The organism is Paraburkholderia sp. UCT70, assembly GCF_050434085.1.
In the GTDB taxonomy this organism is placed as follows: domain Bacteria; phylum Pseudomonadota; class Gammaproteobacteria; order Burkholderiales; family Burkholderiaceae; genus Paraburkholderia; species Paraburkholderia tuberum.
Genome location: NZ_JBNPVZ010000004.1, coordinates 1,197,733 through 1,218,514, shown reverse-complemented (window position 1 = coordinate 1,218,514; position 20,782 = coordinate 1,197,733). Strand labels below are relative to the sequence as shown.

The 20,782-nt window shown below is 64.4% G+C and carries 17 protein-coding genes and 1 pseudogene; 8 read left to right on the top strand and 10 right to left on the bottom strand.

The annotated features are described in order from the left end of the window. Positions 1-18 precede the first annotated feature (18 nt). Positions 19-474, bottom strand: a complete 456-nt coding sequence (locus OKW41_RS31225; protein ID WP_429575042.1) for a GNAT family N-acetyltransferase — start codon at positions 472-474, stop codon at positions 19-21. A 442-nt stretch (positions 475-916) separates the two neighbouring features. Between OKW41_RS31225 and OKW41_RS31220 the strand changes: the two genes are divergently transcribed. The 4 genes and pseudogenes from OKW41_RS31220 to OKW41_RS31205 form a co-directional block, all read left to right on the top strand. Next, positions 917-1,309, top strand: a complete 393-nt coding sequence (locus OKW41_RS31220) for a hypothetical protein (RefSeq protein WP_429575041.1) — start codon at positions 917-919, stop codon at positions 1,307-1,309. A 60-nt stretch (positions 1,310-1,369) separates the two neighbouring features. Continuing rightward, a complete protein-coding gene (locus tag OKW41_RS31215; protein ID WP_429575040.1) occupies positions 1,370-1,897 on the top strand; it encodes a cyclic-phosphate processing receiver domain-containing protein in 528 nt (175 codons plus the stop codon). Positions 1,898-2,484: 587 nt separating this feature from the next. Further along, on the top strand, positions 2,485-3,555 hold the full coding sequence (locus OKW41_RS31210) for a DNA-binding protein (protein ID WP_429449852.1): 1,071 nt from the start codon (positions 2,485-2,487) through the stop codon (positions 3,553-3,555). A gap of 141 nt (positions 3,556-3,696) precedes the next feature. Continuing rightward, positions 3,697-4,158 (top strand): annotated as a pseudogene (locus tag OKW41_RS31205) (FMN-dependent NADH-azoreductase); the annotation flags it as partial. A 59-nt stretch (positions 4,159-4,217) separates the two neighbouring features. On the opposite strand, the gene OKW41_RS31200 reads toward OKW41_RS31205, so the two are convergent. Next, a complete protein-coding gene (locus OKW41_RS31200; protein ID WP_187617906.1) occupies positions 4,218-4,625 on the bottom strand; it encodes a hypothetical protein in 408 nt (135 codons plus the stop codon). Between the two features lie 296 nt (positions 4,626-4,921). Here OKW41_RS31200 and OKW41_RS31195 point away from each other — a divergent pair, with 296 nt between their 5' ends. Then, positions 4,922-6,274, top strand: a complete 1,353-nt coding sequence (locus tag OKW41_RS31195; protein WP_429449848.1) for an MFS transporter — start codon at positions 4,922-4,924, stop codon at positions 6,272-6,274. Between the two features lie 61 nt (positions 6,275-6,335). Here the strand turns inward: OKW41_RS31195 and OKW41_RS31190 are convergent, their stop codons facing one another. After that, positions 6,336-8,870 carry a penicillin-binding protein 1A gene (locus tag OKW41_RS31190; protein WP_429449847.1) on the bottom strand — a complete coding sequence of 845 codons (2,535 nt, stop codon included), beginning with the start codon at positions 8,868-8,870 and terminating at the stop codon, positions 6,336-6,338. 134 nt (positions 8,871-9,004) lie between these two features. Here OKW41_RS31190 and fabV point away from each other — a divergent pair, with 134 nt between their 5' ends. After that, a complete protein-coding gene (fabV, locus tag OKW41_RS31185) occupies positions 9,005-10,201 on the top strand; it encodes an enoyl-ACP reductase FabV (RefSeq protein ID WP_429575039.1) in 1,197 nt (398 codons plus the stop codon). Positions 10,202-10,283: 82 nt separating this feature from the next. Here the strand turns inward: fabV and OKW41_RS31180 are convergent, their stop codons facing one another. The 3 genes from OKW41_RS31180 to OKW41_RS31170 form a co-directional block, all read right to left on the bottom strand. Then, positions 10,284-10,628, bottom strand: a complete 345-nt coding sequence (locus OKW41_RS31180) for a hypothetical protein (RefSeq protein ID WP_429575038.1) — start codon at positions 10,626-10,628, stop codon at positions 10,284-10,286. Between the two features lie 157 nt (positions 10,629-10,785). After that, positions 10,786-11,409 (bottom strand): glutathione S-transferase family protein, encoded by a 624-nt coding sequence (locus OKW41_RS31175; RefSeq protein WP_429336474.1) that lies wholly within the window; start codon positions 11,407-11,409, stop codon positions 10,786-10,788. A gap of 84 nt (positions 11,410-11,493) precedes the next feature. Next, positions 11,494-12,393: a LysR substrate-binding domain-containing protein gene (locus OKW41_RS31170; RefSeq protein WP_429575037.1), complete on the bottom strand. Its 900-nt coding sequence runs from the start codon at positions 12,391-12,393 to the stop codon at positions 11,494-11,496. A 94-nt stretch (positions 12,394-12,487) separates the two neighbouring features. Between OKW41_RS31170 and tam the strand changes: the two genes are divergently transcribed. Both tam and OKW41_RS31160 read left to right on the top strand, forming a co-directional pair. Then, positions 12,488-13,285, top strand: a complete 798-nt coding sequence (tam, locus tag OKW41_RS31165) for a trans-aconitate 2-methyltransferase (protein WP_429575036.1) — start codon at positions 12,488-12,490, stop codon at positions 13,283-13,285. 258 nt (positions 13,286-13,543) lie between these two features. After that, the gene (locus tag OKW41_RS31160) at positions 13,544-13,909 is read left to right on the top strand and encodes a hypothetical protein (protein WP_184033689.1); all 366 of its coding nucleotides are present in this window, start codon (positions 13,544-13,546) and stop codon (positions 13,907-13,909) included. Between the two features lie 203 nt (positions 13,910-14,112). On the opposite strand, the gene OKW41_RS31155 is transcribed toward OKW41_RS31160, so the two are convergent. From OKW41_RS31155 to OKW41_RS31140, 4 genes are all read right to left on the bottom strand, one after another. Continuing rightward, the gene (locus tag OKW41_RS31155; RefSeq protein WP_429449839.1) at positions 14,113-14,478 is read right to left on the bottom strand and encodes an ArsR/SmtB family transcription factor; all 366 of its coding nucleotides are present in this window, start codon (positions 14,476-14,478) and stop codon (positions 14,113-14,115) included. Further along, positions 14,462-14,923 (bottom strand): SRPBCC family protein, encoded by a 462-nt coding sequence (locus OKW41_RS31150; RefSeq protein ID WP_429449837.1) that lies wholly within the window; start codon positions 14,921-14,923, stop codon positions 14,462-14,464. The genes OKW41_RS31155 and OKW41_RS31150 overlap by 17 nt, the downstream gene beginning before the upstream one ends. A gap of 132 nt (positions 14,924-15,055) precedes the next feature. Next, positions 15,056-16,423, bottom strand: a complete 1,368-nt coding sequence (locus OKW41_RS31145) for an MFS transporter (RefSeq protein ID WP_184033681.1) — start codon at positions 16,421-16,423, stop codon at positions 15,056-15,058. A gap of 168 nt (positions 16,424-16,591) precedes the next feature. Beyond that, positions 16,592-20,776, bottom strand: coding sequence for a molybdopterin-dependent oxidoreductase (locus OKW41_RS31140; protein WP_429575035.1), 4,185 nt, complete (start codon positions 20,774-20,776; stop codon positions 16,592-16,594). Between the last annotated feature and the right edge of the window lie 6 nt (positions 20,777-20,782).

The window sequence follows — 20,782 nt, the reverse complement described above, 5'->3', positions numbered from 1 at the left end:
CCGCCGTCAGCTGTTCGACTAGTTGGGTAGGTAAGGCACCCTTCGACCGTATCGTCCGTCGATTGTATCGGCCCGGCTAAACAATTCGCCCACACGCTCGAAGCCTATGCTCCGGTAGAAACCAAACGCGCTCTCGCGAGCGCTACACCACACCATGCGTCCAGCCGCAAGCTTCGCATGATCGATGCACTTTTCGGCGAGGGCAGTGCCAATGCCGTGGCCACGCCAGCTGGCTCTGATCGCCATCCCGCAAAGTCTCCGTGTCAGCTCGGGCACGGGGTTTGCCCGTGCGATGGTGCTCACCCCTATGAGTTCATTACCAAGAAAAGCACCGAGATGAAGCGTGTCTGCCTTCCTGTCGGAGCGAAGCTCGCTGCGTCCCGCTGGTGAGTCGGCGTGAAGAACCCGCTCGCGAAGGAGCAGTACCTCCGCGAGCGTGACGGACGCGGTTCGGATACTCGTACTAGTCGTCATCTTCTTCCAGGCGACGTGGGTTAGGACGAGCCACGACGCAGCAGCTCTCGCACATCCAATTGTCGACGTTCTCGCTCAGCGAGTCGAGTGGCTGCAGTTGGCGTCGGTAGCGGACGTTCGCTGGCGGACAGCGGTTGACCGGAACGGGGCGTGAAGACTCATTCGACGGCGGTGAGATGTGCCATTCTTCGACGCCGATTTGCGAATGTCCGCAACATAATGTGCGGCCGTCCCACGCGAATCAGCGACAATGAGGCGCGCCTGGTCCCCCGAAGCATGCGCTCGATCGCGCCCGTAACGCGATTGCCGAGGCGGAGTAAATCAAGGCACCTAAGGCGCGTGAAGAGCAACAAGCGGAGAGCGCATGAAGCGGCTCGCCGACCAAAGACACCGCAGGCGCGCAGCGAGGCAACGCTGCCGGGCGACCGCGAGGAGAAATTTTATGTTGATTGCGAGCGAACTTGCGAAGATCGCCACGGAGTTTCCAGATGATCTTGTACGGATGAGGAACTGTCTCAGGCGCATCGGCCGCACGGCGCCAGACGACGTTCTCATGCTTGCATGGGCCCGGTATTCGGATCGCCTGTGCGCAAGTTGGCTGACGCTGCCGGAGAATGAGACCACGCTGACAGAGATATTGCAGTCTTATCTCCCGGAGTCCGGTGTCCCGACCGGAGAGGCGATTCTCACCACCCTTGAGGAAGCAGAAGGCGAAAACAGGAATGCTGTCCTCCTGTTACCGCTGGATCTGCTGGATCGGCTCGGATGGAAAACTGGCGACACACTTTCACTCAGCGAAGATTCCGGGGGCGGGCTCGCGCTGCGCCGTGCATGACGTGCAAACGACGCGTTCGGAGCATGCTTTACTTCCCCTTCGAGAAAACTTGAACCCGTTATGCCATATCGCCTGTTCGTCGATGATCTTCGGGATCCAGGCTCGCCGGCTTGGGTAGACGTCCGCGACTCAATGTCAGCATCAGGGGCGGAAGCCGATGGCTGTCCCGACGAGATTCCGTTCGACCATGACCTGGGTGGCACCGACACTGCCATGCCCATCGTAAAGCGGCTAATCGAACTGGACCTCGACGTGGGTGGTCAATTCATTCCAACCACCATTCACTTCGCTATTCACAGCGCAAACCCGGTTGGCGAGGCACGCGCATTTGTCGAGGGGAGTTTTCCGCAAGATAAGGTAATTGTGGCTGTGGTGGCTCATTCGTGTAAGCAGCGAGAAGAAATCTCACGGGCACTCGCGGCCGACAATTCGATCGATCAGTCGCAGATGATCGAAACTCGTGATGCAACTGTGGGTGTAATCGAGAATCGTAGGCGTCCGCCCTCTCGACCAGTAACAACGTCCTTCTCCCGATTTGGCTGCACGTGTCTGCCAGCTCCAACTCCGCGGATCGACCAACCCGCGTGAAGGCCGGGAGCCTCCAACGCGGTTATCGCTCATACGCTTGCGGACACGGGAGTTTGCGGTTGCAAGCTAAAATGCAGCCCGTCATGTCATGAACTCCATTCTAAGAGTGATCGAGAGCAGATGGCACCATAGCCCGCGCCAGTTTATGGACCCGCGTGATGTCGCACGCCAGCAAAAATCTGTGCGAGCACACTGCTTGATCAGGCCGGTTGAAATATCGACACGTTGCACGGACGACCAGGAGGACGTTCCAGCGTCCATCGACGATCGTGTCTGGCTTGCTCTGGTTCGACTATGTCGCCGCGAACAATTCAGACCAGCAATCGATTGTCGTTAGCGAACAGTTGCGATGCAGTATCGCAAACTCACAAAAAAGCTCTACGAAACCGACACAGAACCATTGAGATGCATTTTCAGTGGGAACGAATATTTTGACATGAGTTTGCGCGTACTTGAGTCCACGGCAATGTGATACGAAAGCTTCTTGAAATATCTCGCGATCTTTTAATTTTCAATAACTTAACTGAGAATCCGCCGACAGGAGTTTGCGCGGAATCACTCCATATTCCCCCAAAGCCGCTTCCACCATGACCCTCGAAGCCGACATCGAAGTCGTCCGTCAAAACGCGTCGGACACGCAGACGCTTTATCGCGAGGTCTGCGCGTTGCTGTTTTTCCGTTACGGCGAAACACCGACCGCGAATCGCCTGTACCAGCTGGTGCGCAAAGGCAGCATGAGCGCGCCGGCCAAAGCGTTGCGCGATTTCTGGACCGACGTGCGCGACAAGACGCGTGTGGACGTCGGCCGTCCGGACTTGCCGCCCGAGGTCGCAGCGGCTGCCGGCGAATTCGCGGCCCAGCTGTGGCGTCTGTCGAGCGACGCCGCGAACGCCGCGCTCGACGTGTTCAGGCAGGACGCGGACGCGCAAATCGCCGCCGCGCAAGAACAGGCCAGGCAACAGGACAAGCAGCGTCAAGACGCCGTCGACGAAGCCGAACAGGCGGCCAACGATGTCGCGACCCTGCGCGCGCGGATTGCCGGACTCGACGCGCGCATCGTCGAGCTGCAGACCGCCAACGACATGCTGACGGCGCAACTGGCGACATCGAAGGAAGAAATCGCGGCAGGAGCCGCCGCGCTCGCCGATGCCCGCCGCGATTTCGCCGACGAACTCGCGAAGCTGCGCCGCTCGCACGAGCAGAACGAGCAGCGGCTCGCCGCGGCGGAAAAGCGCGCCTTGCTCGAAATCGACGGTGAACGAGCGTCGGCGCAACGTCTGCGCAAGGAGCTTCAGGCGAGTCACGAGCGGGCGGCGACGCTCGAAGCCGAATCGCGGGCCGAGCGGGACGCGATTCGGGACGAGTTGGCCGCATCGAAGGCAGAACTGGCTGCCTCCGCTGCGCGGCATGCCGCGACCCGCGGGCAGCTTGCGGAAAAGGATGCGCTGCTGGCTGAACGGTTGGCGGCGACCGACCTGTTGCGCCAGCGTATCGACACGCTTTCGCGGCAGATCGAGACGGCGCGAACAGAAAAAACGTCCGCGCGCCCTGCCCGCCGCGCCCGCGAAAAATCACCTGTGCAGGGCCGCGCGATGGTGGGCTTCTCGGGCGCACCGTTCGTCAAACGTTCGACCAACGCCAAACCACGCGAAGACTGAGGACTGCCGGCGTCCCGGCGGCATGTCACCACGCGAGTCGCGATAAGTGGTTACCTTGAATTCGACAAAACCGGTTATTCCACCAAGCCAGTCGACCCTCTAACCTGATCTCACGTCAAACCCACCGCAAGGATGGACCACATGAAGATCATGCGCGTCGACGCCAGCGCGAAGCGCGAGCGATCCAATTCCCGCGCGCTCGCCCGCTATTTTCTCGAGCGTCTGCGCGAAGCACGCGTCGACTTCGACGTCGATTATCTGGACTTGACAGTCGACACGCCACCGCACGTCACCGAAGCGTTCGCGATCGCCACATACACGCCCGCGCACGAGCGCACGGCGGCGATGCGGGCGACGCTGGCGTCATCGGATGCCCTGTGCGCGCGCCTTCTCGCCGCCGACGCGTCGGTGTTCGCCATGCCGATGTACAACTGGTCGATGCCGTCTGCGTTCAAGGCGTTCATCGATAGCATCACGCGGACCGGCGTGACCTATCTGCACACGGAAGACAGCGGCATCGTCGGACAGCTCGGGCGGCACAAGGTGTTGTTCATCACGAGCCGCGGCGCGGATCTGCGCGCGGGCTCGCCGTACGAATCGATGTTCGATAAAAAGTGATCGTCATGGGGCGGCGGCGCCCGCCGCCCGCACGCAACGCTGCATCAGAACCGCGGATGACACTCGAAACTGACCGACGACCCGTGCTCGGTCATCGCGCTGACGCCGCTGACCGTCTCCGTATTCACGCTGCTTTGCATACCGCGACGATCGCAGTAGTCGCGCGCCTCGTTCATCGCGAGTTCGTGCGCGCGCGCCCAGGCCATGCGTCCTCCGGTCGCGCTGGCGGCGACCGTGTAGCTGCCGGGCTTGCCGCTCGCGACCACATCCGTGCTCGACGCGCACCCGACGAGACTCGCGCACGCGAGCGCCACCGCCGCCACCCCGCGCATGCGCGTGTGCAGCGGCGCCCTCTTCCTTTCCGTGCTTTCCGCTCGCGCGACGGACGCGACTTCGCGTACCCGCACCGTTTTGCGCGCCTCAGCGAGCATGTCCGAACCCTGATTCGACATCGTGGATCACCTGCATTTTTAACCGATTAATCAGGCAGCAATTATCCGGAATCGTTCGCCCAAGATCAGCCGATACAACCGAAAACACTGTTGCGCCACTCCTAACAATGAACGCGAGCGCCACGCCGCGACGGCGTCCGCAATGAGCGGACCACATGGTTCACAAAAGACCTTCCGGAATCCCTTTTGAGCGTCTAGTCTGTAACGATGCCTGTTCGACGGACAGGCATTTCGAACCGCAGACGGACCCCACCACATAGCGGCATACACCGGTCGCCGAACCGGAGGAGACATATATGGATCTCGAGGCACGTACCCTTCATCGCGTCACGGTTCGGCTCGTGCCGTTCCTGATGCTGTGCTATTTCATCGCCTATCTCGATCGCGTCAACGTCGGCTTCGCGGCCTTGCAGATGAACAAGGCGCTCGATCTGTCCGCGAGCGCGTTCGGCTTCGGCGCGGGCGTGTTCTTTATCGCGTACTTCTTTTTCGAAGTGCCGTCGAACCTGCTGCTCGAACGATTCGGCGCGCGCCGCTGGATCGCGCGGATCATGTTTACGTGGGGTATTCTCGCGGGCGCGATGGCGTTCATCCCGGACATCTCGCGCTTCACCGGGCTCTCGCCCGCGCACGTATTTTTCGGCCTGCGCATTCTGCTTGGCGTCGCCGAGGCCGGCTTTTTCCCGGGCATCATCTTTCTGCTGACCTTGTGGTTTCCGGCCGCGTATCGCGGGCGCGTGGTCGGCTATTTCATGGCGGCGATTCCGCTGTCGACGGTGATCGGCGGCCCGATCTCCGGCGCGCTGCTGTCGCTCGACGGCCGCGGCGGACTCGGCGGCTGGCAGTGGCTGTATCTGATCGAGGCGGCGCCGGCGGTATTGCTGTCGGTCGCGGTGTTGTTGTATCTGACCGACAAGCCCGCCGACGCCACCTGGCTCAGCGCCGAGGAGCGCGACTGGCTGATCGCGCGGCAGAAGCAGGAGCGCGAGCATCGCGAGGCGGTGCGCCACTTCAGCGTGAAGGAGGCGCTGATCAATCCGCGCGTGCTCGCCATCGCGCTGATCTATTTCGGGGCGAACGCGACCAACTACGGCCTGAGCTTCTTCCTGCCGCAGATCGTGAAGTCGTTCGGCCTCACTAATCTGCAGACGGGTTTCGTGACGTCGCTGCCGTACGTGGTCGGCCTCGTCAGCATGATTTTGTGGGGACGGCATTCGGATCGCCATCTTGAACGCCGCTGGCACGTCGCGATTGCGCTGTTCGTCGCGGCGGCCGGCATCGCAGCCGCGGCCGGCCTCGACAATCCGGTGCAGAAGATGATCGCGCTATCGATTGCCGGCTTCGGCATCTTCGGTTGCCTGCCGGTAATCTGGACCTTGCCGGCCGCGTTCCTGTCGGGCGCGGCGGCCGCGGGCGGCATCGCCGCGATCAACTCACTGGGCAACCTGGCGGGTTTCTTCGGGCCGTTCGCGATGGGCTGGATCAAGGACAGCACCGGCGGCTTCGGCGCCGGGCTGCTATGCCTGTCGGGCGCGGGACTCATCGGTGTGGCGGCGGTGTTGCTGCTGCATCACGACACGTCGCTCGAGACGACGCATGGCAATCCGCATGCGCGACCGCCGGGTGATGCGGGCGTCGCGAGGTACTAGCCCTTCTGCCTTACCCCGTTCAATACGCACCCGGGCAGCGCGCCCGGGTCGCAGTTCGCGTTCAGTTCGCCTCGCCCCCGTTATTCACTCCTTCGCCGCCCTGCCCAGTCGCATCGGGCGGCACGAGGTCGTCTGGCGTCGGGGTCGGCGCGAGCGCTGCCGCACCGCCGCCATGCGTTTCGCCATCGACGGTAATGGCGGGCGCCGGCGTGGGAACCGCTTCCGACCCCGACCCCGTCGCCGGCAGCATCGGTGGCAGCGCGCGCGCTTCGCCCTGCATCGCGGACGCGCCCGCTGCCTCTGACGCCGCCGCCGGTGCCGCCACGGCAGACGTCGGCGGCTGCACCGACGCCACCGGCGCGCGCCGCGCCGGAGCACGCGCCACGACCTGCTTGTCCGGCTGCGCCGGCGTGCGCGTGAACAGGTGCCCGATCCAGTCGCGCAAGCGTTCGGCGCGCTCGGCGAACCAGCCCGGCTGCTGCGCGGTATCGAACTTCATGTGGCCGTCGACGAGCCGCGAGCGCTGCGCGCGCTGGAAGAAATCGCCGACGATCGGCAGCGCGCTATGCGCACCCTGCCCCCAGTAATCGCTGCGCAGCGTCACGCGGCTGTCGTTGAAGCCGACCCATGCCCCCGCCACCAGTTGCGGCTGCATCAGGATGAACCAGCCATCCGCGTTGCCCTGGGTCGTGCCGGTCTTGCCCGCGACATCGCCGCGCACGCCGAAGCGCGTGCGGATGCTCGCGCCGGTGCCGCGGCTGACCACGTCGCGCATCACGTCGACGAGCGTGCGCGCCGTGTCGGCGGGCAGCTCGCGACTCGGCGTGGCCGGCTTGAATTCGGCGAGCAGGTTGCCGTTGCGGTCCTCGATGCGCGTGACCATCAGCGGCTCGACGTAGCCGCCGAGGTTCGCGATCGTGCCGTACGCCGACACCATTTCCTTAAGCGTGACCGGGCTCGTGCCGAGCGCGAGCGACGGCACCGGGTCGAGCTGGCTGTCGCGCACACCCATCGCGCGCGCGAGCTTTGCGACCCTGTTCGGACCCACCGACTCCATCACCTGCGCGGTGATGCGGTTGCGCGAATAGGCGAGCGCGTCGCGCAGGCTGATCATGCGGCCGCTCGGCTCGTCCTCGTCGTTCGGCTTCCAGATTTCGCCGCCGGCGAGTTCGATCTGAACCGGATTGTCCGGCAGTTTGTCGTCCGGCTTCGCGCCGGCCTCGAAGGCCGCCGCGTAGACGAACGGCTTGAAGGTCGAGCCCGGCTGACGGCGCGCCTGCTGCACGTGATCGAACGGATCAACGCCAAAGTCGCGGCTGCCGACCCACGCCTTGATCTCGCCGGTACGTGGGTCCATTGCGAGGAAGTCGGCCTGCACGCGCGTCTTCGTGTCGCACACGCTCTGCACGAGCTGGCGATCGGCGAGCAGGCGTTTCAGCGCCTCGTCGTCGGCGAGGCCCGTGTCTCTGGCCGCGCGGAAGTCAGGCGTTTCGCGCAGGAACGTGCGCAGCAGGTCCTTGTCCGCCGAGCAGCCCGCGCGCGTGCCCCACGCGGAGTTCGCGATGTTCTGCAACTGGTTGCCCTGCAGCGTGACCGCCTGGGTCGCCATCGTCTGCAGACGCGAGTCGATCGTCGTGCGCACGACGAGTCCATCGGAATAGATGTTGTAGTCGTTGCGATCGGCCCACGCGACGAGCCATTTGCGCAGTTGCTGCGTGAAGTGCGGCGCGGGTCCGGGCGGCTCGATCTGGCGCTCGAAGTCGAGACGCAGCGGCTTGCGGGCGAGCGTGTCGTACTGGGCGGGTGTCAGCTTGCCGTACTTGACCAGCTGCGCGAGCACCGTATTGCGCCGCTGCAAGGCGCGCTCGGGGTTCAGCACCGGGTTGTAGTACGCGTTGCCCTTCAGCATGCCGGTCAGCGTCGCCGCTTCGAGCACGTTCAGGTCGGATGCGGACTTGTCGAAATAGGTGCGCGCAGCCATCTCGATGCCGTACGCGTTGTACAGGAACGGGACCGTATTCAGGTAGGTTTCGAGGATCTCGTCCTTCGTGTAGAACGCCTCGATCTTCAGTGCGGTGATCGCTTCCTTCAGCTTGCGCGTCAACGTCGGCGCGCGGCCGATTTCGTCGGGATACAGATTGCGCGCGAGCTGCTGCGTGATCGTCGAGCCGCCCTGGCGGTCGCCGGAGAACGTGTGCAGCGCGGCCGAAGCGGTGCGCCGCCAGTCGAGCCCGAAATGCTGATAGAAGCGGTGATCCTCGGTGGCGATCAGCGCGTTCACGACGTTCGGCGAGATGTCCTTCAGCTTGACCCACTCGCGGTTCGACGGCTTGAACTCGGCGAGCAGCTTGCCGTCCGCCGACACGATCTGCGCGGGCTGCTCGATCTTCGCCTTGCGGATGTCGCCGATGCTCGGCGTGAACGGAATCAGCAGCAGCACGTACAGTACGAATAGCACCGGCAGCGCGGCGAGCCCCCACGCGAACGTGCGGCGGGTCGGATGGCGCAGATGCCACGCGGCCTTCGCGAACAGCGGGTTCGCGAGCGTCAGCCCTTTGTCGAGGGCCGCCAGAAAGGAGGAAAAGAGGCGCTTCACTTGCTGTCGTCGGCTGGGAAAGGCGCAATCGTACCAAGATGTGGGGGGTGCGCCGGTTTTTGCTTCGTTCGCGGCATGGAGTGCGGCTCCGGCGGGGCCACTATAATGTCGCCAATTCCGACAAGAGGTGCTTCATGATCATCAAACCGCGTGTGCGTGGCTTCATCTGTGTATCGACCCATCCGACCGGCTGCGAAGCCAACGTCAAGGAACAGATCGAGTATGTGAAGGCACGCGGCCCCATCGCCAACGGCCCGAAGAAGGTGCTCGTGATCGGCGCGTCGACCGGCTATGGCCTCGCCGCCCGCATTAGCGCAGCGTTCGGCTCGGGCGCGTCGACCCTCGGCGTGTTCTTCGAGCGCGCCGGCAGCGAAACCAAGGCTGGCACGGCCGGCTGGTACAACACCGCCGCGTTCGAGAAGTTCGCCACCGCCGAAGGCCTGTACGCGACCAGCATCAACGGCGACGCGTTCTCCGACGAAGTGAAGGCGCGCACGATCGAAGTGATCAAGCGCGATCTCGGCCAGGTCGATCTGGTCGTCTATAGCCTCGCGGCGCCGAAGCGCCAGCACCCGAAGACCGGTGAAGTGTTCAGCTCGGTGCTCAAGCCGATCGGCAAGGCTGTCAATCTGCGCGGCATCGACACCGACAAGGAAGTGATCAAGGAAACCGTGCTCGAACCGGCGACGCCGGAAGAAATCGCGCACACGGTCGCGGTGATGGGCGGCGAAGACTGGCAGATGTGGATGGACGCGCTCGGCGAAGCCGGCGTGCTCGCCGACGGCGCCAAGACCACCGCGTTCACCTACCTCGGCGAGAAGATCACCCACGACATCTACTGGAACGGCTCGATCGGCGCGGCCAAGAAAGATCTCGACCAGAAAGTGCTCGGCATCCGCTCAAAGCTCGCGGCCAAGGGCGGCGATGCGCGCGTCGCGGTGCTGAAGGCAGTCGTCACGCAGGCAAGCTCGGCAATTCCGATGATGCCGCTCTATCTGTCGCTGCTCTTCAAGGTGATGAAGGAACAAGGCACGCACGAAGGCTGTATCGAGCAGGTCTACGGCCTGTACAAGGACAGCCTCTATTGCAGCCAGCCGCATCTGGACGACGAAGGCCGTCTGCGCGCCGACTACAAGGAACTCGATCCGCAGGTGCAAGGCCGCGTGCAGGAGCTGTGGAACCAGGTGAGCAACGACAACATCTACGAACTCACCGATTTCGCGGGCTACAAGACCGATTTCCTGCGCCTGTTCGGCTTTGAAATGAAGGGCGTCGATTACGACGCGGACGTCAATCCGGACGTGCAGATTCCGAATCTCGTGCAGGTTTGAGCCACCGGGGGGCGGGCCCGCTTCGCGAGTTCGCCCCTGATGTTGCCCCTCCTCGCCTCTCTCCCCTCACTCCTTCAACACGTCAGCACGGGTAAGCGCCCTGCAACGCGCGCAGAATCGCCAGCCCGATTGGAAAATCGTCGGAAATGCCCGGATGGTTCGCGAAGAACGCATCGAGCAACGGATAGACCGTCTGGTTGCCGATCGCGAGCGTTTGCGGCGGACAGAACAGCTGCGGCTGTTTCCTCGAGACCAGATCGCCGTTCGCCCAGCCGAACGCGTTGATCGTGCCGGTGATGTACGCCGCATAGATCGAGTTGTTGTCGGCGTGTGCCCAGCGCTTGTATTGCGCGGCCGTCATCTCGGCGCTCGCGTTCAGAGTGAAGCACGCCGCCAGCAAAGCCAGCGCGAATTTCGTTAACCGCATCGTTGAACCTTCAATGTCGCTAAATGGCCGCCATTGTAGGCGACGCGGGGTGCACCGCGCAGCAGCCGTCGAGCGCGGGAATTCACAAGCAGAGTGTAAGCACTTGAAGGCGGATTCTGTAAGCATCGACAGATTGCAGAAGCGCGCGAATCAACGATTACGGCGTGCCGTTTCGGCAATGCTTGCGATACCCGTCGCGCTCGGCCAGGCGCGCCATATAAGCGGCCAGCGCCGGCAAATCGTCGTGCTGCTGCGGCGTTTCGAGCCAGCGGTTCGCGGACAGCGCGATCGGAATATCGGCGAGCGAAAACGCGTCGCCCGCGATATACGCACCGGTGCGCGCGAGTTGCTGCTCGACGATCGCCATATGCTTCGACCAGTTCGCGCACGACGCGGCGATCTGCCGCGGATCCTGATGCTCGGGCGAATGCCGCACGAGCGCGAGAAACGCGTAGCTCCACGAGCGGTTCAATTCGCTGGCCTGCCAGTCGATCCATTGATCACAGCGCGCGCGCTCGACCGGATCGGCCGGATACAGCCCGTCACCCCGATAACGGTTCGCGAGGTAACGGATGATCGAGTTCGATTCCCACAACACGAAGTCGCCGTCGCGGATCACGGGGACCATCGCGTTCGGGTTCAGCGCGCGGAATTCGGCGACCTCGGTCGAGCGAAAGCCCGAGCCCCAGTCTTCCTGTTCGAACGCAAGCCCAAGTTCCGCGCAGGTCCACAACACCTTGCGCACGTTGATCGAGGTGGTCTTGCCGAGTATCTGCAGCATGAGTCGTTGGGTGCCGCGTGGATTGAACGGGTTGAAGGAATGAAACCCGGAAGCCAGCCAGTTTGCCTTGCGCGCGGCGCGCCGTCATCCGGTTTTCAGCGTCGCCTGTTCGCGGATCATGTCGTACAGCGCCTGCGCGGCCGGTGACAACTGCGCGGTCTTGCGCGCGACGAGCACCAGCGTGCGCGACACGGTGGGCTGCGTGAGCTCGAGGGTGCGCACGCTCGGATACGCGCCCTTCTGCAGCGCGAGCGCGGGCACCACGGCCGCGCCGACGCGTTGCGCGACGAGTCCGACGGCGGTCGAACTGCGCTGCACCTCGTAGAACGAACGCAGCGCGAGCTCGCTCGATTCCAACGCGACGTCGAGCAGCGCGCGATTGCCGCTGACCTCGCCGGCGAAAATCAGCGGGAACGGCTGCAACTGCCGCCATGCGATGCGCCGCCGCTTCGCGAGCGGATGGTCCTCGTGGCAGATCAGCACGTAGCGGTCTTTGGTGAGCGCCACGGTGGCGAGATCGGGATGATGCTCGCGCGCGATGTTGATGCCGAACTCGACCTCTCTGCGCAACACGGCCTCCTCCACCGCCGACGACGCGTGATCGAGAATCTTGATGCGATTGTGCGGATAGCGCGCCGAATACGCCTGCAGGATGCGCGGCAGATACTGCACGCCGACGGTCGGCACGCACGCGATCGACACGTCGCCGCGTCGCGCGATGCCCGTTTCGCGGATCTCGACGAGCGCGTCCGCCAGTTCGCCGAGCAGCCGACGCGCCTGCGGCAGAAAATTGCGACCGATTTCGGTGAGCGCCATCGAACGCGTGGTGCGTTCTATCAGCGTGACGCCGAGATAGCTTTCGAGCTTGCGCAGCCGCTGCGTGATCGCGGTTTGCGTCACGTGCAGCGAATCCGCCGCGCTCTGGAAGCTGCCGCGATCGGCAATCGCGACAAAAGCCTGCACGCCGAGCGTGTCGATTTTCATTAGAAAAATGAAGTAATCGGGATCATAAATTCATTTTACTCCGGGCTGTCAGCGGCCGAGAATGGCCGTAACGAACCCCGCGAAGGAGCAAAAGATGACCGACAAAACCGCGAACAAGCATAGCGATTGGCACGCGAAGCAGTACATGCTGTTCGAGAACGAGCGCACGCGGCCGGTCCGCGATCTGCTCGCGGCGGTGCCCTTGAACGGCGCGCGGCTCGCGGTCGACATCGGCTGCGGCCCGGGCAACTCGACCGAGGTGCTGGCCGAGCGGGTGCCGGGCGCGTCGGTCAGCGGCATCGATAGCTCCGCCGACATGATCGCGGCGGCCCGTCGGCGGCTGCCGCAATTCCGCTTCGACATCAGCGACGTTTCGACGTGGGACGCGCACGGCCCCTACGACGTGATCCTCGCGAACGCGGTGCTGCAATGGGTGCCGGACCACGAGCGGCTGTTCCCCGCGCTGGTGGCAAAACTTGCCAGGGGCGGCAGCCTCGCCGTGCAGATGCCCGACAATCTCGACGAACCGGCGCACCGGCTGCTGCGCGAAATCGCCATCGACGGGCCTTGGGCGACGAAGCTGAAGGGTATCGAGCGCACCATGCGCTACGACGCAAACTGGTACTACGCGCTGCTCAAGCCGCTGTGCGCGCGCGTCGACGTGTGGCGCACGGTCTATCACCACCCGCTCGCGGGCACCGACGCGGTGGTCGAATGGTTCAAGGGCAGCGCGCTGCGGCCGTTTCTCGCCGCGCTCGACGACGCCGAACGCGGCGCGTTTGTGCAACGCTATCGCGACGAAATCGTCAAAGCCTACCCGGCGCTCGCCGATGGCACGGTGCTGCTGCCGTTTCCGCGGCTTTTCATCGTCGCGACGCGCGGCGAACGTTGAAGCCGCGCCGGGAACCGCTGCGAGCCGGTAAATACCGGCGCTTCAGCGGCGGGTCGTCCCGGGGCGATCAGATTGCCAGCGCACCACGCTGACGCACCGCCCGAAAGCCCCACCTGTGGCGGCGCCGCACGCTAGGGGTGGTCAGGAATTGCCGCCCGGGAATTCCGCATGCTAATGTTTGTAAAAAGCGTGTGTAAAAAGCGGAGGACGGCGCCCGCCGGCCTCACCGGGAAGCCATTTACTGCAGCGAGCGTCGCCATGAGTGATGTACGCCAACATCTGAGTCCCCGTGACCGCCTGGAGCTGTTGTGCTGGCTCACATGCGGAAGCCTCGGCGCTTATTATCTGAACGAAGACTGGCCCGACGCGGCGTTTCACGTGCAGTCCGCGCACAAGTGGCTCGACCGCCGCGCGCGCGAAGCCGACTGGCTGTGCGTCGCGAAGCTGTCGGCCACCGCGGTCGAAATCGCGCGGCGCCACGCGCGCTTCGTCGATGCCGACTGGGCGCGCGACGCGGTTGAAGAAATTCTCGATACCGACGAACTCGACCCGCAAGCCCGGCTCGTCCGGCAGGTTCTGGCCGACTGCCAGAGCGCGCTGGCCGACAAGCGGATCGCCGATTAGGCGCGGGCTCGTTTTTCTTCCTTTTTTACAGCGGATTGGGGGCCAATTTTTTGGCCCCTTTTTGCGTTGTTCCGCGCTTCCGTGCACGATGCGCCGCTTGCAGTCGGTAAAAAATGCGGCACCCGCCGTCGCGCACAGCCTACCGGCAGGCGGCCAATCCGCGTGCCGGCTCGGTTCGTGCAATCACCACGGACGCCTGCCCTTCATTCTTCGACCATCGTCTTCAGCTTCAGCAGCGCCTGATCCCACTGCCGCGAAATCGCGTCGAGCGCGCGGCGTGCCGCGTCGAGATCCGCGGGCTCGAACGCCCACAGGCGCTCGCGTCCGACCTTCACGTCGCGCACGAGGCCAGCGTCGGCCAGCACCTGCAGATGCTGCGTGACCGACTGCCGCGTGATGTCGGTGCCGGCCGTCAGCTGCGCGATCGACATCGCACTGCCCGCGCACAACGCCGCGACGAGACGCAGACGCGTCTCGTCACCGAGCGCTGCGAACACCGCCGCCGAACTGCGCAGTGTCGCCGCCTTGAGGCCCGCCCTCGCGGGGGCCGCCTTAGCTCGCGCCGACATATCGCTCGACGTTGACCATCTGCTGCTCCCAACCGCTGTCGTTCAGCCGGAACGCTTCCGTGCGGCGCCCGACCGGCAACTGGTCGAAGCCCGATTCGACGACGCGCAGCAGCGTGCCCGACTCGACGTCGCTCAGATCGAATTCCACGAGCGTGGTCGGCTCAGGCGTGTAGTCGATCGTGATGTCGATCGCGGCCGGATGCCAGCGCCACGACAGATGATGCTCGGGCTCGACACGCTCGACCAGCACGTTCATCAGCAGATGCTCATAGCCTGGATAGGTGATGTGCCCCTGCGTGGATTGCCCCGCGACGAACTGCTTGCCGGTGAGGTTCACGCCGAACCATTTGCCGAATTCCTCGGCGTTGGATAGTGCGCGCCAGACGCGCGAGCGCGGCGCCTTCAACAGAATCTGCTTTTCGATGCGATCGGTCGATGAGTTCATATGCAGCCTCCTGACTGCATATTAGAAACACGGCGACCGATATGCAAGCATTCGACTGCGCTTTATTCAGACCATGATGCGTGCGGCGTGCGGCGTGCGGCGCCGGCACGATCGGACGCCGCGCGCCGCGCCTTACTCCGTCGCATGCGCGTGCATGACGCCGGTTTGCATCGACCACGCCATCCACGGCCGGCGCAGCGCGACGATCGCGAGGAACGCGCAAGCCGACAGCGTGCCGAACGTCGCGAAGCCCATTTGATAGCTGCCGGTGCTCTCCTTCGCGATGCCCATCACGACCGGCAGATAGAAGCCGCCGATGCCGCCCGCCGCGCCGACGATGCCGGACATCAGCCCGGTGCGGCCGGCCCAGCGATGCGGCACGAGCTGGAACGTCGCGCCATTGCCGAGTCCGAACGCGACATACAGGCACAGCAGCAACGCAATGCCGCCCGCGAGCGACGGCATCGCCGCCGCGAACAGGAAATCGCAAACCGCGATGATCGCCAGCAGCACGGTCAGCGCGCGCACGCCCGACACGCGATCGGCAATCAGGCCGCCGAGCGGGCGCACCATCGCGCCGGTCGCGGCGAGCAGCGCCATGAACAGGCCCGCGTCGATTTTCGACAGTTGATAGAGGTTGGTCAGCAGCAGCGATACATACGAGGACATGCCGACGAAACCGCCGAACGTGATGCTATAGACGAGCATGATGACCCACGTATCGCGCTCGGCGAGCACCGAGCGGTAGCGTTGCGGCAGCACCGCGATCGCCAGCAGCGCACCTATCACCGGCAGCAGCAGCACGCCGGTCTTGCCCGCGCCGAATAGCCCCGCTTCGACGAGCAGCACGAGCGCGATCAGGCCGACCAGCGTCGTCGCGAAACTGCCGAAGGCGCGCAGCACGCTGCCGGTTTTGATGCCCGCGTCGTTGGCCCAGAAGTACAGCGTGATCGCGGCGATCGCAAGCAGCGGCAAGGCGCCGCCCGCGGCGAGTTGCCAACCGTAGCGCGTCGCCAGTTGCGGGAACAGGAAGCCGTCGAGCACCGCGCCGATGTTGCCGGCCGCGGCCAGCCCCAAGACGAGGCCCTGCACTTTCGGCGGATAGTTGCTGCCGGCCATCGGCAGCGCGACCGCGAAGCTGGCGCCGCCGACGCCGAGGAACACGCCGAGCACCAGCAGCATTTCGTACGACGGCACCGATTGCAGCAACGGCAGCACGATCGTCGGCACCGCCGACAGCAACACACCCATCAACGCAATGCGCTTGCCATGCGCGGACTGATACAGATTGCCGAGCGTCACGCGCAGAATCGCCGCGGACAACACCGGCACCGCGACGAGCAGCCCCTGCTGCGCGGGCGTCATCGCGATGCTCTTGCTGATGAACGGGGCGAGCGGCCCATACAGCACCCAGACGGTGAAGCCCGTGTCGAAATACAGAAAGCAGGCGACGAGTGCGCGCCAATCACCGCTTCGCAGGGAGTGCATCACGTTTTTCATCAGAGATCCTCAGTAAATAAAATGCCGGGTAGTCCAGTTGCTGCGTTACTGGTGTTTTGCGCCGGCATGTCGACCAGAGTTTTCACTCGGACTCGACATGCAAGCGTCATGCCATCGTGCTGTCTGTTGCGAGGCCTTTTAAGGCATCTTCTGAAACGCATCGGCAGCTCAATACACGTCGCGTGCATAACGCTTTTCGCGCGTCAGACGGCTCACGTATTCGAGTGCTTTCTCTTCGCTCATGCCACCGTGAGTCGTGATGACGTCCTTCAGCGCCGCATCGACATCGCGCGCCATCCGGTTCGCGTCGCCGCATACATAGAAGTGCGCACCGTCTTCGAGCCATGCCCACAGTTGCGCACCGTGTTCGCGCATGCGGTCCTGCACATAGATCTTGTCGGCCTGGTCACGCGAGAACGCGACGTCGAGCCGGGTCAGCAGACCGCTCGCGCGCATCGCTTCGAGTTCGTCGCGATAGTAGAAGTCGGTCGCGGCATGCTGTTCGCCGAAGAACAACCAGTTGCGTCCGCGCTCGCCGCGTGCCTGCCGTTCGTGCAGAAAGCCACGAAACGGTGCGATGCCGGTGCCCGGCCCGACCATGATCATCGGCGTGTCAGATTGATGAGGAGGACGAAAGTGCGCGGACTTCTGCACGAACACGGGCACGTCGGTGTCGCTTGCGCGATCCGCGAGAAACGTGGACGACACGCCCTTGCGGTGCCGCCGTCCGTTGCCGTAACGCACCGCCGATACCGTCAGATGCACTTCGCCCGGATGCGCCTTCGGGCTCGATGCAATCGAATACAGACGTGGTTGCAGGCGTTTCAGCATGCCGGTCAACTCGGCGGCCGAGAGGCTCACCGGAAACTCGTGCAATACGTCGGCGAGCTGCTGTCCCCATAGCCATTGCTTCAGATCCGCCTTGCGTTCGGGCGCGAGCAGATCGCCCAGCGCGCCATTGCCGCTGCGCGCCGCGACGAACGCGAGCGCCTCGGCGCTCGGCCGCGCGATCTCGTAGTGCTTGCCGAGCGCATCGGCGAGCCGCATGTCGCCGATACCCGCGACGTGCACCGATGCCTCCGCGTGCAAACCGCTCAGCATGATCAGTTCGTCGACGAGTTCGGGGCAGTTGCTCGGCCACACGCCGAGCGCATCGCCCGCTTCGTATTCGAGGTTCGTCTCGCCCGTTTGCAGCGACACGTAGCGCGTATCCTTCGCGGCGCCCTGCCGGTTCAGGCGCAGATTGCCGACGACGCGCGACGCGGCCGGCCGCGCCTTCGTCGGCACCGCGCCCACCACCGCGTTGATCATGCCGCCCGGCGGCACCGCGTACAGCGCGGCATCCGCCTGCTTGATGCAGACGATCACGCGTTCGAGCCATGCATCGGCGCTTTGCTGATATTCAATATCGCAATCGACACGCTCGGTCAGACGCAGCGCACCCTGCGCGGCGAGCCGCTCGTCCAGACGGCGGCCGTGACCGCAGAACTGATCGTAGTTGCGATCGCCGAGCGCGAGCACCGCGAAACGAACGCCGTCGAGGCGCGGCGCCGTGGCGGCGTTCAGTTGCGTCCAGAAGTCCTGCGCGTTGTCGGGCGCATCGCCGTCGCCGAACGTGCTCGTCATCAGCAGCACGTATTGCGCCTTCGCGAGCGTCGCGACCGAATAGTCGGCCATGCACGCGGTGCGGATTTCGAAGCCCGATTCCATCAGACGCGTCGCGTAACGCTCGGTCAGCGATTCGGTGTTGCCGGTTTGCGAGGCCCACAACAGCGTGACCTTCGGCCGCACGCGCACGATGCGTACGCCCGATTCGCGTGCCTCCTGTTGCGTGGAATCCGGCGGCAAGGCAGCGGCTGACGTCTGGGCCATCGTCGCGCTGCGGCTATACAGTCCCGCAAGCAGACCATCGACATAGAGCCGCTTCACCGCGTCGAACGGTGCGCTGTGCGGCAGCACCGGCACGTTGGCGAGTCCTTGCGCTTCGGCCGAACGCAGGCCACTGACGAAACCCGCCAGATACGCGCGCTCCGCATCGCTGAGCGACGGCATGGGCGCGGGCTCGGGCGGCAGCTGCAGCAAAGTCGTGAGGGCTTCGATACGAGGCATGGGTTGATCCTTGGCGCTGGGCGCTAAAACCGCTGCGTCGGCGGGGGTAGAGAGCGCATCGTGGTCATTGCGAGTGCTCGCGTCGCGATCCGCCGTCACCCGACTCAGCGCGACCGCACAGACTTTCAGTTCGGGCTGCAGAGAAACTGGATCGACCGCGTCGTTGGTCACCGCATTGATGCACAGCTCGTCGCCGAACACGTCGTTCCAGTGCATCGGCGCGAAGCACTGACCCGCGCTCACACGATCGGTGACGACGGCGGGCAGGACCGCGCGGCCGCGCCGCGAACGGATCTCGACTGCGTCCTTCGCGCGAATCCCGAGTTCGGCCGCGTCGTCCGGATGAATTTCGACGAAGGGTCCTGGGTTCAGCTTGTTCAGCATTGCGACCTTGCCGGTCTTGGTCATCGTGTGCCACTGATGCTGCAGACGGCCCGTGTTCAACACGATCGGAAACTCGCGATCGGGCAACTCGGCCGCGGGCTGATACGCACGCGCGAAAAACTTCGCCCTGCCGCTCGCGGTCGGAAAAGCAATGCGCGGGTGGCCGCCATCTTCAGACTTCCTGAGCGTCTGGCTCACGCCGTCATTCAGATAGCGAAGCGGATTGCGCTCGGACGAATCGGCCGACGCGATCGGCCACTGCAGTGGCGAGTCCTTCAAGCGGCGATGACTCGCGCCGCGCAGGTCGTAGCCGGTCGCGGGGTTCGCCGCGCGCGTAAGCTCGGTGAACACTTCGTCGGCGCTCGCATAGCTGAACGCATCGGCAAAGCCCATTTCACACGCGATGCGCGCGATGATCTGCCAATCGGGCAGCGCCGCGCCGGGCGGTTCGATGGCCTGCTGCATCAGCGTCAGATTGCGCTCCGAATTGACCATCACGCCTTCGGCTTCGGCCCACAGCGCGCCGGGCAGCAACACGTCGGCGTAGCGGTTCGTTTCGGTATCGAGGAACGCGTCCTGCGCGATCACGAGTTCGGCCGCGCGCAAACCGGCGATCGCGGTCCGCCGGTTCGCGACGGTCGCGACCGGATTCGTGCAGATGATCCAGCACGCCTTGATGTCGCCCGTGGCCATGCGCGCGAACATGTCGATCGTGCCGTTGCCCGCGTCCGCTTTGAGCGTGCCCGGTGCGATGCCCCACAGTGCTTCGACGAACGCGCGATCTGCGGCGACCAGCGCCGAACGCTGCCCCGGCAGAGCAGGGCCCATATAGCCCATTTCGCGGCCGCCCATCGCGTTCGGTTGGCCCGTCAGCGAGAACGGTCCACTGCCGCGCCGGCAGATGCGGCCCGTCGCAAGATGCAGATTGCACAGCGCGTTGGTGTGCCACGTGCCGTGCGTGCTCTGGTTCAGGCCCATCGTCCAGCAACTCATCCAGTCTTTGGCCGACGCGATCATCTGCGCGGCGCGGCGGATGTCGTCGGCGGCGAGGCCCGTGATGCGGGCGACGTTCTCCGGCGTGTACCCGGCCAGAAACGCGGGCATCGCGTCCCAGCCTTCGGTGTGTTCGGCGATAAAAGCCGCATCCGTTGCGCCGTTTTCGTGCAGCAGATGCAGCAGACCGTTCAGCAGCGCGAGGTCGGTGCCGGGTTTGATCTGCAGGAACAGATCGGCTTTCTCGGCGGTCGTGTTGCGTCGCGGATCCACGACGATCAGCTTCGCGCCCGCCTTCACGCGATCCATCATGCGCAGGAACAGGATCGGGTGGCAGTCGGCCATATTCGCGCCGCTGACAAAAAACAGATCCGCGTGATCGAAGTCTTCGTACGAGCCGGGCGGACCGTCCGCGCCGAGCGACAGCTTGTAGCCGCTCGCCGCGCTCGCCATGCACAGGCGCGAATTCGCTTCGATATTGTTCGTGCCGATAAAGCCCTTCGCGAGCTTGTTGACCAGATACTGCGCTTCGAGCGACATCTGCCCCGACACGTAAAACGACAGCGCATCGGGACCATGCTCGTCGAGCACACGCCGCAGACGCGCGGCGGTATCGCTCAACGCCTGCGCCATCGGCAGCGGCACCGGGTCTTCGTCGCGCGCACGACGCACGAACGCGCCTTCGAGACGACCCGACCTGCGCAGCGCGACGTGGGCCGACTGCCCTTTGGTGCAGAGCCGGCCCAGGTTGGCCGGATGCTCCTTGTCGCCAGCGATCTTCACGACCTGGCCGTCCTCGACGTGCAGCACCATGCCGCAGCCGACGCCGCAATACGGACACACGCTCTTTACGCTGGTAGCAGACATGCGCGA